The sequence below is a fragment of the Oceanobacillus sp. MO10714A genome (assembly GCF_037072045.1).
In the GTDB taxonomy this organism is placed as follows: Bacteria; Bacillota; Bacilli; order Bacillales; family Amphibacillaceae; genus Oceanobacillus; species Oceanobacillus indicireducens.
In genome coordinates, this window is the sequence record NZ_JAXHDC010000019.1 from 39,143 (window position 1) to 54,474 (window position 15,332).

Annotated in this window: 9 protein-coding genes; all 9 read left to right on the plus strand. The window is 40.0% G+C overall.

Annotated elements, in window-relative coordinates; translation table 11 throughout:
- Positions 1-29: 29 nt before the first annotated feature.
- Positions 30-2,237: a M6 family metalloprotease domain-containing protein gene (locus tag SPD53_RS11250; protein WP_336252618.1), complete on the plus strand. Its 2,208-nt coding sequence runs from the start codon at positions 30-32 to the stop codon at positions 2,235-2,237.
- Between the two features lie 95 nt (positions 2,238-2,332).
- The gene (locus SPD53_RS11255; RefSeq protein ID WP_336252619.1) at positions 2,333-2,740 is read left to right on the plus strand and encodes a hypothetical protein; all 408 of its coding nucleotides are present in this window, start codon (positions 2,333-2,335) and stop codon (positions 2,738-2,740) included.
- 45 nt (positions 2,741-2,785) lie between these two features.
- The gene (gene sipW, locus SPD53_RS11260) at positions 2,786-3,364 is read left to right on the plus strand and encodes a signal peptidase I SipW (RefSeq protein ID WP_442946195.1); all 579 of its coding nucleotides are present in this window, start codon (positions 2,786-2,788) and stop codon (positions 3,362-3,364) included.
- A gap of 604 nt (positions 3,365-3,968) precedes the next feature.
- On the plus strand, positions 3,969-6,005 hold the full coding sequence (locus SPD53_RS11265; protein WP_442946194.1) for a Xaa-Pro dipeptidyl-peptidase: 2,037 nt from the start codon (positions 3,969-3,971) through the stop codon (positions 6,003-6,005).
- Between the two features lie 117 nt (positions 6,006-6,122).
- Positions 6,123-8,336 carry a M6 family metalloprotease domain-containing protein gene (locus SPD53_RS11270; protein ID WP_336252621.1) on the plus strand — a complete coding sequence of 738 codons (2,214 nt, stop codon included), beginning with the start codon at positions 6,123-6,125 and terminating at the stop codon, positions 8,334-8,336.
- 208 nt (positions 8,337-8,544) lie between these two features.
- Positions 8,545-11,259 carry a M64 family metallopeptidase gene (locus tag SPD53_RS11275; protein WP_156857884.1) on the plus strand — a complete coding sequence of 905 codons (2,715 nt, stop codon included), beginning with the start codon at positions 8,545-8,547 and terminating at the stop codon, positions 11,257-11,259.
- Positions 11,260-11,389: 130 nt separating this feature from the next.
- Positions 11,390-13,579: a Xaa-Pro dipeptidyl-peptidase gene (locus SPD53_RS11280; protein ID WP_156857885.1), complete on the plus strand. Its 2,190-nt coding sequence runs from the start codon at positions 11,390-11,392 to the stop codon at positions 13,577-13,579.
- Positions 13,580-13,658: 79 nt separating this feature from the next.
- Positions 13,659-14,540: a peptidylprolyl isomerase gene (locus SPD53_RS11285; protein ID WP_336252622.1), complete on the plus strand. Its 882-nt coding sequence runs from the start codon at positions 13,659-13,661 to the stop codon at positions 14,538-14,540.
- A gap of 555 nt (positions 14,541-15,095) precedes the next feature.
- On the plus strand, positions 15,096-15,332 hold a 237-nt coding region (locus tag SPD53_RS11290; RefSeq protein ID WP_336252623.1), incomplete at its 3' end, for a hypothetical protein.

A 15,332-nucleotide genomic window follows, 5' to 3' on the forward strand; every position in this document is an offset into this window, starting at 1 on the left:
TTATTTTGTTAAAGATTGGGGAGAGCAAGTTGAAATTAGTCAAAAAGTCATTCATTGTGACCGCTGCCTTGCTTTTGTTAAACACGCCAAACGTGTTAGCTGCACCCTCTGGACTGGATTCATTTCCCGATCCAGTAGATACCAATTCATGGACTTTACCAGAAGATATGGTATGGGATGACTACAAGTCAGTTCCTGGTATTAACTGGAATGAAGCATCAGGGGAACCGGAGCGTTTAATAAAGGGAGCCTTAGTACTTGTAGATTTTGCTGACCAAGATTTTGTTGCGAGTTTACCAGAAGGTTCGGATCTTGCTGGAAATCCAATCGGAATTGGAGACATTCCTCGAGAAGAGTTAGGTCAATTTTATGAGGATTTCTTAAACACTCCACAGCCGTTAAATAATTATCGGACCATTGATGAGTATTGGAAAGAAAACTCTTATGGTAAATGGGGGGTTGATCTAGATGCTTTTGGACCTTATCGTGTGGACGGGCGGGAGTTTCAATATGGTTTATCCTATGGAAACTCAATGCCACCAGGGTATCAGTCGCGAAATATACAGCGTGATGCATTAGATCTTGCTCAGGCAGACCTTGATGCATCAGGTGAAGAATATGATTTTATATTTATTCTTCACGCAGCCTACGATCAATCGGGTGTATGGCAGGAATTCGGAGAAATGATGTTCATGGACAGAGATGCTGTTACTGGCGAATTTGGTCCTCCTGCTGACCTGGAAATTTCGCAAAATTGGGCTTATACCCGTTATGTACCTTGGACTTCATGGTTTGCGGCAAAGTCCATCTGGTCCCATGCAAATATAAGGAACGGGATTTCCGTACAAGGGGAAAATGATGGAATGGGTACGTTCGCACATGAATTCGGGCACATCATGGAATTACTGGATAACTATAATAATCCTTATGGAGATCCAGTTTCACGCACTTATTCAGGTCCATGGGAGCTTATGAGTCGTGGAAGCTTTAATGGTCCGGGTGGTCCACATACGCGTTGGATGGTTATGCCAACACTTGGTGGCTCTGCACCTTCCCACCATATGCTGCGTAATAAGATCAAACAAGGCATTTTAGATGAAGATCAGTATCTAAACGTAGAGCGTGATGAGCTTGCTGAAACTGGTCCAATTTTTACAGACATTATTGCACGTGCTGTACCGATAGGAGAGGAATTTGGCCGGACTGGCATCCATGGCATCAATATCGAGATGGAGGACTTAACGCCACCGAACTCTCTGCGTGACGACTGGCGAGCAGATATGCAGCGTGGTGCTAAATGGTATGACAACTACACGATTGAAGTAGTTGATCGTGTTGGCTACGATTCCTTTACACCGGATTCAGGAGTATTGATGGCCAAAACTAAGAATGAAGAATCTGCACCAAACATCTGGGTAATCGATGCTAATGATGAAGATATTGAGCAAGTCGACTTCATTCGACCGGATGGTACAGAAGCTATGTATTCTCTCGGAGACTATCGTCAGTTAGCAGATGCTTTATTTAAGGCTGGAACAGGTGATGGGATAAACAGTGAGTACGTGGATGAGCATAACCGCCTGCATTTCTATATCTTAGATAAGAAGTATGATGAAGATGGCGTCATGTCCTATCGTGTCTCGGTACGTCATCTCGATGGAGCTGGCGACTTTGAACGCGGTGTGACTGCGGAAATTGGGGAAGCGGAGCGTGCTGTACCTGGTAAGATTGCAACTCACTACTTTAACGTGACAAATACTGGAGAAACAACCGATCTTTTCCGAATCCAAGCAGACACAGATGCTGGCTGGGAGACGAAAATTGAACAAAATGTGATAGAAGTCGAAGCTGGTGAAACAATTCAATTTCCAGTATACGTCCAAGTGCCTGAGGGGGTTGAAATTCCATCAACACTTACGGTTACCGCGACTTCTGAAACAGATTCTGAGCAAACAGTTACCGATGTTGACTACTTATTAAGCGACATTAGTGCTGCAAGTATCAACAAATTATTTGATCTGTTTAATGAGAACGGTGATGTTGATGAATCTGCAGCCCGTACTTTAAAAATACATTTAACTTCACTTGAACAATTTGAAGATGAGGGGAAAAATGACAAAGTTGCAAAACATGCAGAAGGGTTCCTTGTTCTTCTGAATCAATTTGCAGATAATGGTTTGCTGTCAGAAAAAGCATATCAGGCGTTAATAGATTATACAGAATATCTTGTAAGATAGAGAGATACCAATCGGGCTCGGGCATAATCGAGAGCGTGATGTTATGTCCCAGCCTCATTTTTTCAAAGGTTAGCAAAAGAAGGTGAGTGAATAAGATGTTTCATATTTTTAAAAAGGATGTAAAATTGATAAACATTGTGTTAAAAGTCTTTATTATTATTTATCTATTATTTATATGTGTTTATCATATTAACTTACCGACCTATGCTTATTTTTATCAAGAGCAGACAGTTGAAACAACATTTGCAGCTGAAATCACAGTCCAAGAGAAAAGAGATTCTGAGGATGTAAATGATAATGAAGAAGCGGCTACAGATGAAATGGCAGAAACAGAGGAGGAGGCTGTGGACAACGAAAATAAGGAAGAAATAGCGGCAGAAGAGAAGACATTGGAAAACGCAGTGAATGAGATACAAGAAGAGCTAAATGAGGACGGGGAAATTGAAGAAAAAGATGTTAATGGAATAAATGAAGAAGTAATTGATGATGATCCATCAAACTAAAGTCGGAAGCTTAAAAAGATTCGAATCTGCATACCTGAGGTGATGATGTTGAAGCAGAAAAAGTGGTATAAATACTTAAATTTTATGGTATCCATGTTATTAACTGCTGTGTTAATTCTAACGATGGTCTTAGTGGTAAACTCAAAGATGTCGGAAGGAAATTCAACAATTTTGGGCTATCAAATTAATTCCGTTTTATCAGGGTCGATGGAACCTGGAATAAAAACCGGATCGATCATATTTGTTAAAACTGGAGTCGATACGACTCGGTTTCAAGAAGGGGATATTGTCACTTTTCTTACGGAAGAAGAAGTGTTGGTAACCCACCGGGTAGAGGAAGTCGGTAGTGAGGGTCAAACGTATATAACAAAAGGAGATGCCAATGATGGTGTCGATCGTGAGCCTGTCCTCGCTGAAAATATTATCGGAGAATATACAGGAGTCACCGTTCCTTATGCCGGTTATGTTGTTAGCTTTGCGAATACGAAAGAAGGTGCAGCACTTCTGTTAATTCTTCCTGGATTGTTATTGATGCTTTATGCGTTTATAACGATTTGGCAAACTGTACGGATGTTGGATAAAACAAGAAAAGAAACATTAACAGATCCAAAAGTAACAGACTAGGGTAGTAGTGCACTTACTATTGCCCTTCTTTATGTTGCATGCTCGTCCATAAACTTTTGTGTTTGATGATGATCCTTTTAACTGAGGGATTTTACTAATTGCTATTCTTTTATCAATTTTAGTATAGGTTCATCCCCTTATCCGGGAAGTAAACGCATGCATATAGATAGTAGTTTTTGTTCATTTAGTATGAATAATCCAAACAATTAGTCGACAAAGGAGTCAATAAATGTTAGATTATATACAAGATTCCAACAATATGGAAATACATCTTGATATATTTGAAAGGGGGATAGACTTTTAGTTGGGACAGAATTGAGTAAGAAAAACTACAGAACGGAAAATAATTGACATCTATGAGCCTTTACTAAACGAATGGGAGGTGAGTAGACTTTTTTGTTGTAAAAAGAGTTATCCGTTATTTGGCTGGTCGTCCCACGTGTCATTTTAAGTATTATGGTTAATTCTCACGGGAGTCACCTTCACCATTGAATGAGAACGCTCTCTTAACTGTGATTCAAACAACATTTCCAAGATTGGAAAGTTAGTATTTAAGACTAGATTAGATGGATGGAGTTATATCTATCGGATTGGAGTTGAAGATATGAAAAAACTCATACCATTTTTTTTATTAGTTTTAATTCTTCCAATGATTCTCGGTGCTAATATAGCAGAGGAGTCAACTGTTGAACCCCCGATGATTGTAGTAGAAGAAGGTATGACTCAACCGGTTTTTTCCAAAGAAGAAGCTATTGTTGAGAGAGTGTTTATCGAAACAGAGGTTGATAGTGATGGGGACGGAGAAAATGATCGGATTAGGGCTGACGTTATTCGACCAAAGGAAACGGAAGAAGGATTAAAAGTTCCTGTTATTTATGAAATAAGTCCTTATCGTGCAGGTCTGAATCCAATTGATTTTCACAATGTAGATGTAGAGTTGACCCCGATTAATCCTAACCCTATTGGTGGTAAGCCTTACGCCGCAGATTTGCCGGGGTATTATGATGACTATTTCTTGCCAAGAGGATATGCTGTCATTCTTGCTGAAAGTATTGGTAGCGGTATGTCCAATGGTTGCCCAACATCAGGGGATATGCAGGAAGTGCTAGCGACTAGAGCGGTAATCGATTGGTTGAATGGACGTGCTTCAGCTTTTGATGTGGACGGCGAAGAAATAACTGCTGATTGGTCGACGGGGAAAGTCGGTATGACAGGAGTTTCCTACAATGGGACCTTACCGAATGGGGTAGCTACAACAGGGGTTGAAGGATTAGAAACGATTGTTCCAATTGGTGCTATTAGTAGTTGGTATGACTACTACCGTTCAAACGGTGCGGTTGTTGCTCCAGGAGGCTACCAAGGGGAGGATGCAGATTCACTTGCGAGAGCGGTCCTAACTCGTAACAATCCTGAGGTTTGCCTTGATCTGATGAATCAAATTGAGGAGGAACAAGACCGAATAACAGGAGATTATAACGAATTTTGGAATGAGCGAAATTATTTAAATGGAGTAGAAAATATGAAAGCAAGTGTGTTTGTTGTGCATGGACTAAATGATTGGAATGTAAAGACTAAACAATTTACCCAGTGGTGGGAAGAACTTGAAAAGCATGATGTGCCAAGAAAGCTATGGATTCATCAGCACGGACATTCAAGCCCGTATAGCTTTAGAAATGAGGAATGGCTGATAACCCTGAACAAATGGTTCGATTACTGGCTCTATGATATTGAAAATGGAATTATGGACGAGCCTATGGTTGATAAACAGAAGGAAGACCGCAGCTGGGTGACAGAAAACGCATGGCCGCATGAGGACGTCCGAGATACAGCATTGTATCTTACTTCTGAGAGTACGGAGTCGGGGAATTTAAGTCACCGTCCTGTTAGTGATACAAATACTTCTTATCAAGTAATTGATGATTCGTCCATTAGAGCACAAACATTGGTGCAAAATCCATTGGAGGACATGGAGAATAGGCAAGCATATGTTACGCCTGAACTAACGAACGCTTACCGCATTAGTGGTACCCCGGTTGTTTCGGTTAAGGCGAGCATAGATCGCCCTGTAGCAAATCTTACCGCCTTACTCGTTGATTATGGACCGGATGAGAGTAGCCGGATCATTACACGTGGCTGGATGGATCCGCAAAACTTACAATCGGATTCACAATCTGTAGCCATAACACCGGATAAGCCATATACATTTACTTGGAATATGCAGCCTACAGATTATGATGTGGCAGAAGGACACCGAATCGGCCTAGTTCTTATATCCAGTGACTATGAGTATACGATTCGACCACAACCAGGAACAACTATATCGATATATCCAGAGCAAAGCTATTTATCATTGCCGCTCGTTGGTGATATTACGGAGGAGCCAACTAGTATAAGGCAAATAAAAGATCTTATTAACTATTATGAAGATGAAGGGTCAATCACTGATCCCACTACAGTCCGTCAATTGCAAACACATTTGACAGCTGTCGAACTTTTTGAGGAAAAAGATGAAACAGATAAGGCTAGTAAACATCTAGCTGGATTTAAATTACTGTTGAACTACCATTCTGATCATATGACAAAAGAAGTTTTTGATATTTTGCAGCATGACGTTGATATATTGATAGATAAAAACGATTAGGTTGCTCTTTACTTTCTTGTTCAGCATCGCTATTACTCTTTGATAAGGTTCTATTAAAAATACAATTTGAGAGATGGGGATACTTAAGAACCCCCGTCGTCCGTGGAGGTTACTAATATGAAATTAGTAAAACGCTCATTTCTATTAATGTCAGTATTTTTAATTACATTTTCTCCTTTGGTATTTGCTGCACCGAACGGCCTGGATGCCTTTCCCGATCCGGTAGATATAGAGAGTTGGGAACTTCCTCGAGATATGACCTGGGATGATTTCAATCCTGTACCTGGCTTGAACTGGGATGAAGTAGATGTCGAACCGGAGAGGGAATTGAAAGGGGCTTTAGTTTTAGTAGAGTTTCCTGACCTGGAATTTGTCGTAACAAAGCCCGAGGGTACAGATCCGGCTGGAAATCCACAGATTGGTAACGTTCCAAGAGAAGAGCTGCCGCAGTTTTGGCTGGACTATCTGAACACACCACAGTCATTAAATAATTACCGTACGATTAGCGATTTTTGGATGGAAAATTCAAACGGAAAGTGGCAGGTAGATCTTGATGCTTATGGCCCCTATATGATGGATGGAAAAGAGTTCCAATACGGTTTGAATGAATTCAACCAGCAAGATTTTATACCTCCAGGATATTCGCCGATGACTTTAAGATCAGAGGCAGTCAATAAAGCTCAGGCAGATTTAGATGCATCAGGAATCGACTATGACTTTATATTTATTTTGCATTCTGGATATGCCGAGACGGGAGTTTGGCAGGAATTTGGTGAAATGATGTTTAATAGTCCAGAAGAAATTCCTGATGAATTCGGTCCACCAGCAAATCTTGGTGAGGATTTACCGAACTGGGTAAATACACGCTACGTGCCTTGGATTTCTTGGTTTGCAGCTAAATCTGTTTGGTCCAGTGCAAGCAGAAATGTTTCCATTCAAGGATCCAGTAATGGTATGGCAACCTATGCCCATGAATTTGGTCATCTGATGGGATTAGCTGATAACTATAATAACCCCTATGGAAATCCAGTATCCCGTACTTATGCTGGTTCTTGGGAACTGATGAGCAGCGGAAGTTTTAATGGTCCGGGAGGCTCGCATACACGATGGATGATACCGGCTATCCAAGGTGGATCAACACCACCACATCATATGTTGCGTAACAAAATTAAACAAGGCTTTCTGTCTGAGAATCAGTACTTGAACATTGATCGCGACGAGCTAGCGGAGACGGGACCAATTTTTGCAGATATTCTTGCGAGAGCTGTTCCATCTGGTGAAGGTTTTAAACGGGATGATCTGAAGGGGATCAACATCGAAATGGAAGATTTAACACCCCCTAATTCTTTAGAAGATGACTGGAGAGCGGATATGCAACGTGGAGCTAAGTGGTATGACAACTACACGATTGAAGTTGTTGATCAAGTGGGCTATGACTCCTTTACGCATGATTCAGGAGTATTGATTGCAAAAACGAAAAATACCGAATCAGCGCCTAATATTTGGGTAGTAGATGCAAAGCCTGAGGATATAACAATTGAGGATTTTGTACGGCCTGACGGTACTACTGCCATGATTTCGAAGGGTGGTCTAGAGCAGCTTGCAGATGCACTTTTCAAAGCTGGGACGGATGAAGATATCGTAAGCGAGTATATCGATGAGCATAATCGTTTGCATTTCTACATCTTAGATAAGAAATATGACGATGTCGGAGCGCTTTCATACCGGGTATCTGTCCGTCATTTAGACAGTGCTGGAGAATTTGAACGTAGTGTTGAAGCTGCTGCAGTCTCTGCAGAACGAGCAATACCAGGCAAAGTTGCAAAACATACCTTTAGCGTAACAAATACTGGTGAAGAAACAGACTTAGTCCGAATCCAAGCAGAAACAGATGCGGGATGGGAGACAATGACGCTTCATCATGTGATTGAAGTTGAAGCTGGTGAAACAGTGGAGGCTCCAGTTTACGTGAAAGTCCCTGAAAGTGAACAGCAACCAGCACAGCTAACGTTCACAGCAACATCCGAAACAGATACTGAACAAGCATCATCTGATGTTGATGTGTTGTTAGGCGAAGTAAATGGAACAAGCCTGAAAGCTTTAGTCCAATTATTTGCAGATAGTGGGGATGCTGATGAAGCAGCTGTCCGACCACTAACGACGCATTTAACAGCAATAGAGCAGTTTGAGAAACAAAATGATGCTGAAAAGCTAGTTAAACATTTAGAAGGGTTCACCCTTTTAATTGACCAATACTCAAACAATGGATCGTTAGCTGAAAAAGCGGCTGATGCACTATACGATTATACAGATTTTTTGCTGAATCAGTAGGCTGATAGATTAATACCTGTCATTAATTATTGGCTCGCCATGTCCTATTTTAAGTAAATCGTTTTTCGGGAATATGGCGAGTCCTATTACTTTTAGAAAAATCATACCTACGAAAGCAGAGGTGAGTAAAGATGCCATAAACAGGTTCTATCTATAGAGATAGACTCAAGCGAATGGTAATAAAGAATAGGAAAGAAAGGGTGTCAAAATGGCAATAAAGAATCAAATCTCACAAAAAGCCTTTTTTGTCTTGCTCTTCACCACTGTATTGATATTGATTTTTGGGAATATCACGGAGGCAAATTCTACTGTAGATGAAGAGGGGGAATTGGAAGTAGGGGATGTCAATGTTGTCCCATTACAAATAACGGGACCAGCTGAGGAGCGATTAAATCTCATTATCTTTGGAGATGGATATACAGCTGAAGAAATGGACAAGTACCGGGAACATGTCGACAGAAACCAAAATGTCCAGTGGAGTGTTGAGCCGTTCCGCAGTTATCGAAATTATTTCAACGTTTATATGGTTGAAACGCCGTCTAAAGATTCTGGAATTAGTTGTGATCCAGAGGATGGGAATGAGCGCAGAGATACTGTATTCAATTTGCAATATGCAAATCAGTGTCCGGCAGATGATCTTGCACGAGGGGTAACCTTTGGAAGTGGTGGAGCCCAAGCTAGAAATGAAATTATGCAGGACTATGTTGCACCATTACTTGAAATCCCTGCGAATAGTCAGAATGTGCAAACTCTAACGCTTGGCAACACCGACACGTATGGCGGGATTGGCGGTACTCATGCAACAACAACTGGTGGTAGCCCACAAGGTCCCCTTGTTTCATTGCATGAATTAGGACATTCATTAGGCGGCATTGCCGATGAGTACCCTTACTATGACCGTGGTGTTCCGGGAGAAGCGCATCCTGATCAAGAACCAAATTCTTTTCATCATACACGCATGACATCTGAAGAAATGATGGAGAATCAAGCTAAGTGGTGGCGGTGGCTTGGTGAAGAAAGTGAAGCTGGTGGAATTATAAGAGCGGCTGATCCAGATGGATACGAAAGTGGCCAGTATTATAATTCAAATGTATGGCGTCCTAGTCAACATTCTATGATGAGACATACTGGATTTTATTTTGATCAAATAGCAAGAGAGCAAATGACACAACGCATTACAGGAATGCGTAATACAGGACAGATGCCATTAACATCGACACCCCAAGGGGAAATCGGTGCAGACGAAGTACTTGCTGTTAATACGATTTATCCAAGATTTCATTTAATAGAGGTTACATGGGAAATCAATGGTGAAGTCGTTTCTGATACAAATGATTCCCGTCATCTAGAACTAAGCAAGTTAGATGTACAAGTAGGTGATACCGTCAAGGCAATCGTTCAAGATAAGACAGAATTTGTCAGGCATCGTAACTATTTAGATGGACCTCGAATGACGCAAATACGTGAATGGACGATTGGTGAACCACAAGAACTGACTGAAGTGGATATCGCATTTACCAATCATTCTGCAACAGCCTATGCTCTTGCGTTTAATGAAATCGCATTTGTTGAAACACCTAATCCAACCGATCGTATATTGAACGTAACTTGGCAACTAAATGGCAATGTTATAGAAGATGCTGATAATAGCCGTTTCCTTGACCTAAGCAAAATTAGTTTACCAGCAGGGGCTTCTGAATTAAGTGCAACTGTTACAGATCCAAATAATCCTGATTCAGCCCTTGAAACGGTTTCTTGGACAGTCGACAATGGTCTACCAACAGCCCCTAAGGAGTTGTCGGAAGCGGTAGCTACATTATCAGGTGGAATAGAGCATTATGTTTATTTCAATGAGTTTGAAATGAAACTTAATCCTGAAGATGACCAGCCGGGATATGTTGTTGGCGAGCTTCGTTTAAATAAGGATGGTTGGTATAACTATTACGGATTCCCCGATCAACCAGAAGGAACACCGTTTAAGTTCTCTCATTCCGGAACAGATGTTAAAGAATTAACGTACGGAAACCTTGGAACTGGGGGACTTTCAATTGTAACCTTTGAAAGAACATTTACTGAAGAGGATCGGGGCGGTAAATTTATTCCTGGCTTCAATACCCACCTTATCGAACATCGGGCAATTGATGCTACTGGGAATATTGGAAACGCAGAAGAGTTTAAAGCTACTGTCATACCAGGAGAAAAACTAACATGTTCGCATTCTGTAACAGAAGATTACGAGGGAGATCTAGTCGTTACGGAAGGACAAATATGTCTGGAAAATATAGAAGTATTTGGGGATGTCATCATTGAAAATGGAGCTTCGATACTAATTTCCAATAGTACAATTAATGGGGATATTAAATCAGAAAAAGCCGAATCCATCCAGTTAATTGAATCAGTAGTCAATGGACAATCGTATATCTTTGAAACTACGAAAGATACGACATTAGTAGCGAACACTTTCAATGGTTGGTTAATACTCAATAAGAACAATCAATTATCTGCTAATGAGCAGTACGGTGACTATGGACCAGTGTTAGTAGGCAATTCAATCAATGGTGTACTAGGGTGTTATGGCAATAGCTCTAGTATCACAGATTTCGGTGCTCCGAACAGCCTGTCACTCTTTAATGTTGGCGATTGTTCCGATGCTGATATAAGCGCCGCAACAATCAAGCAATATGTGGAACAATTTGATGAGCTTGGAACCTTTGAAACAGAAGTTACAAAACGGTCCTTCATTACCCACCTGACCTCTATAGAAACATTTGAACAAAGTGGTGCTTATGACAAAGCGCTTAAACACCTTGAAGGATTTGAAATACTTCTTAATCAATTGTATAAGCAAGGACTTGTTGTAGAAAAAGCTTACGTTGTATTGATTAACGAAGCTCAACAATTATATGAAGAATTGGAAAAATAAATAGATATTTCCATGTGCAGATATATAGGGGAATAACTTTGGTTCAAGTGAGGCTGACGAGGAAATTTTATACTCTATGAATATATACAACTTATAATCTTTGAAAATTGGTAAATATGGAGGGGTCTTCTTGTTTAGAACAAAGAATGCATTAAAGAAACTATTGTTATCTGTTAGTTTTGTAGCTTTAGTTGCAACACCGGTTTTACATGTTGACGGTTTAGAGCAAACCGTTTCTGCCAATGCGGACGTTGTAATGGAAGGTGGGGTTACGCAGCCTGTCTATTCTTATACAGATGCGATTAAAGAAACTATTTTTGTTGAATCAACAATGGATAGTGATCGGAACGGTGAACAAGATCGGATTGCCATTGATATTATGCGTCCAAGGGAAACGGAAGAAGGGATTAAAGTACCAACAATTATGGATGCAAGTCCTTATTACGAAAGCATGGGACGAGGAAATGAAAGCCAAATTAAAGACCCGGATGGTATTGGGGAAAATACAATGTTTCCACTTTATTATGACAACTACTTTGTTCCAAGGGGCTATGCGGTCGTATTAGTTGATATGGTTGGAACTAATAATTCCCATGGATGTCCGACGACAGGTGGGTATGAAGAAACCGAAAGTATTAAAGTTGCCATCGATTGGTTAAATGGTAAAGGAAAAGCGTGGGATAAAGATGGCAATGAAGTTACAGCTGACTGGTCGACCGGAAAAGTAGGTATGATTGGTAAGTCATACGATGGAACTTTGGCAAATGCAGCAGCTGCCCAAGGAATTGAAGGGTTGGAAACTATTGTGCCGATTGGTGCGATTAGCAGTTGGTATGACTATTACCGTTATGGCGGAATTCCTTTTTACCGTAATGGTCCGGGTGGTTTAGCTGGACGCGTAACAAACAGCGAGCGTGTCGCCGATTGTGCGCCAATTCGTGAAGAGATGAGAATTGCCTCCGATGATGATACTGGTGATTATAATGATTTTTGGGATGAAAGAAATTATGTAAAAGATGCAGATAAGGTAAATGCTAGTGTTTTCGTTGTACATGGAATCAATGACTATAATGTGAAAGCAAATCATTTCTCCAATTGGTGGTTAGCTTTAGCAGAAAATGATGTGCAAAGAAAACTTTGGATTACCCAGACAGGTCATGTTGATCCATTTGATTTTAGAAGAGCTGAGTGGGTAGAAACATTGCATCGTTGGTTTGATTATTGGCTGCTTGATATTGATAACGGAATTATGGATGAGCCGATGGTAGAAATTGAAAGAGGAAATGGTAACTGGGAGGATGAAGAAACATGGCCGGCTGCTAATACAGAAAATGTAGACATCAGATTAGCGCCTGCAACAGAGGACCTGCCAGGAACGTTACAAACAGCACCTGTAATCAAAGAAGAAACACAAACATTTGTAGATAATCCATCGCAGACAGAACAGCAAGCGGTCGAAGATGAGTTCACTGAAAAAGAAAATCGTTTAATTTTCTTAACCCCAGAACTTACAGAGGATGTTCGGATGAGCGGTATACCAGAAATTAATTTACAGGCAATGGTTGATAAAGAAGATACGAATCTGTCAGTCCGGATTGTGGATTATGGCACTGACGAAAGAATCCATCATGGTTCAAGAGAAGAGGGGATTCAAACACTTGACGATGTTGTAACGTGTTGGGGAGAAAGCTCACCGCAGGACAGTGCGTGCTATAAAGAGACAGAATTGGTGACACATGAAGCACCATATGAGATTGTGACCCATGGTTGGCTTGATGCACAAAACTATGAGTCTCTTGAGCATTCCGAACCGTTAGAGCCAGGAAGAAGTTATAGATTCACTTGGGAAACTCTACCAGAAGATTATGTATTCAAAGAGGGACACCGGATTGGAATAATTGTAACCGGAAGTGATCGTAATTATATTATGACAGACAGTAACCGTGCAACGATTGAGATCGCTTTAGGAGAAAGTTTTATCCAACTACCGGTAGTAGGCGGTAAGGAGACGTTTAATCAAGCGATTGGATCGGATGGTGGTACTTCTCCAGGTCATACGGTAGATTTAATAGACGTACTTGATTATTTCATTAATCAAGGTGAGATTAATAATGAAACAGCTGCTCATGCATTGAAAATGCACATCGCATCCATCCAGCACTTTGAAGAAAACAATCAATTGGACAAGGCTGTTAAACATCTTACAAGTTTTAAACAACTACTAGAATTCCAAAAAGTTGGTCAGGTGATTTCATCGGAAGCCTATGATACTTTATGGGCTGATACGGAATACCTTATTAAACAGTTTACAGAGAACTAGTAAGCATATGAGAGGTTCTTCCTCTCATATGTACATATCTTCAAAAAATATAACCTTCAATGATTGGAGCGGCTAACGAATGAAGAAATACTTTTTTGGACTAATCTTATGTATAGCTATGTTAACAGCATGCCAACAGGAAGAGACTCAAGGAGTTGTTATTGAAACGTCCTACGGGGATATAACCGAAGAGGTACTTAATGAGGCTTTACAAGAACGATACGGCAAACAAGTCTTGGAAGAATTAGTAATGATGCAGGTATTGGGAGAGAAATATGATGTTAGTGAAGAGCAAGTCACTGATGAATTAGAAAAGTTAAAAGAGAATTATGGTATTCAATTTGACCAAATGATCCAGCAACAGGGATTTGCCGATGAAGAAGCATTTAAGGATGTTATATACTTAGGCTTACTTCAAGAGGAGGCTGCATTGGATGAAGTTGTTATAACGGATGAGCAACTGGAAGAGGCTTATGAACAAAAGACGAAGGAAATTAGTGCGCAGCATATTTTAGTACAGAATAAAGATATTGCAGAAGAAGTGTTAGAACAAATTGAACAAGGAGCAGATTTTGCTGAACTAGCGAAAGAATACTCTGAAGATGCAATGACTGCAGAAGAAGGTGGAGAACTGGGATATTTTTCTGCCGGAACCATGGTGCCTCCATTTGAAAATGTTGCATTTTCTCTTGAAAAAGGTGACATAAGCGACCCGGTCCAAACGACTTATGGGTATCATATTATAAAGGTGAATGATATTCAAAAAAAAGATCAGGAAATTGGTACATTTGATGAGGTAAAAGAAGAATTACGCGACGAAATTTTGAAAAACAGTATCAGTACGGTTGAGACTCAAGTAAAAATAGAGCAGATGATTCAAGATTCTATAGTAGACATTAAAAACGAATTCTATGAAGGTCTATTTGATAGTTTCCAAGAAGTTACAGGGGCAAGTAGGTAACGTTTAAATTAATATGGATTATAAAAACTCTCATTTAAAGCAGTGTGAGGGTTTTTATAATCCTGCTATAAATTGATGTAAGTCTGCTGATAAAAAGAAATTGGGGTTTATCACGTATCAACGGTCTGTAATACCCCACCGGAAAACCAACATGTGAAGGTGGGGGATATACAGTCCGTAAATCCCTGATTCTGTTCAATAGAATGCTATTTACGGACAAAATAACTCCTCATCCATTAAGATGCAAAAGCCAAATAGTACGTTTTACATAGGAAATGATAGAAATTTCTAAAAATAGTAAATAAGTTGGGTTGACCCGTCAACCCAATGAAAATTCAATTATATTGAATGGTCAATAGAATGCAAAATGCCTTCAACGACAGTTTCTGAATGAAATATATTTATTATGTCGTTGAAAGTGAAAAGAAGAGAGGTGTCGATATTATGGTGCATCATTAACTGATATTCTCATGATACTCATAAATTATTATTAGAGCTGGATTAATTTCATAATTGGATTTTGAACCAAACAATGCTGTTTGAAACGAATATGATATGGAGGTTAAGAAGCTAAACAATACGAATAAACTTAGAGAGCCAAAAAGTATAATAGGAATGTTTATGATAAGTTTATTGTTACTAGTAATTATTACTACTTTAACACTGGCTAGCGGCACTATAAATGCAGCTGAAGAGGAAGGATCTATTGGTACAGTAGAAGACATTACACAAGATGGTGGCGATGTATATGTTAACTTATCAACAGGCGAAGGAATAAAGTTAACCTTTTTA

Excerpts from the sequence above, each read along its gene's own strand:
- SPD53_RS11255 (WP_336252619.1), top strand. The coding sequence starts at position 2,333 with ATGTTTCATATTTTTAAAAAGGATGTAAAATTGATAAACATTGTGTTA.
- sipW (WP_442946195.1), top strand. The coding sequence starts at position 2,786 with ATGTTGAAGCAGAAAAAGTGGTATAAATACTTAAATTTTATGGTATCC.
- SPD53_RS11265 (WP_442946194.1), top strand. The coding sequence starts at position 3,969 with ATGAAAAAACTCATACCATTTTTTTTATTAGTTTTAATTCTTCCAATG.
- SPD53_RS11270 (WP_336252621.1), top strand. The coding sequence starts at position 6,123 with ATGAAATTAGTAAAACGCTCATTTCTATTAATGTCAGTATTTTTAATT.
- SPD53_RS11275 (WP_156857884.1), top strand. The coding sequence starts at position 8,545 with ATGGCAATAAAGAATCAAATCTCACAAAAAGCCTTTTTTGTCTTGCTC.
- SPD53_RS11285 (WP_336252622.1), top strand. The coding sequence starts at position 13,659 with ATGAAGAAATACTTTTTTGGACTAATCTTATGTATAGCTATGTTAACA.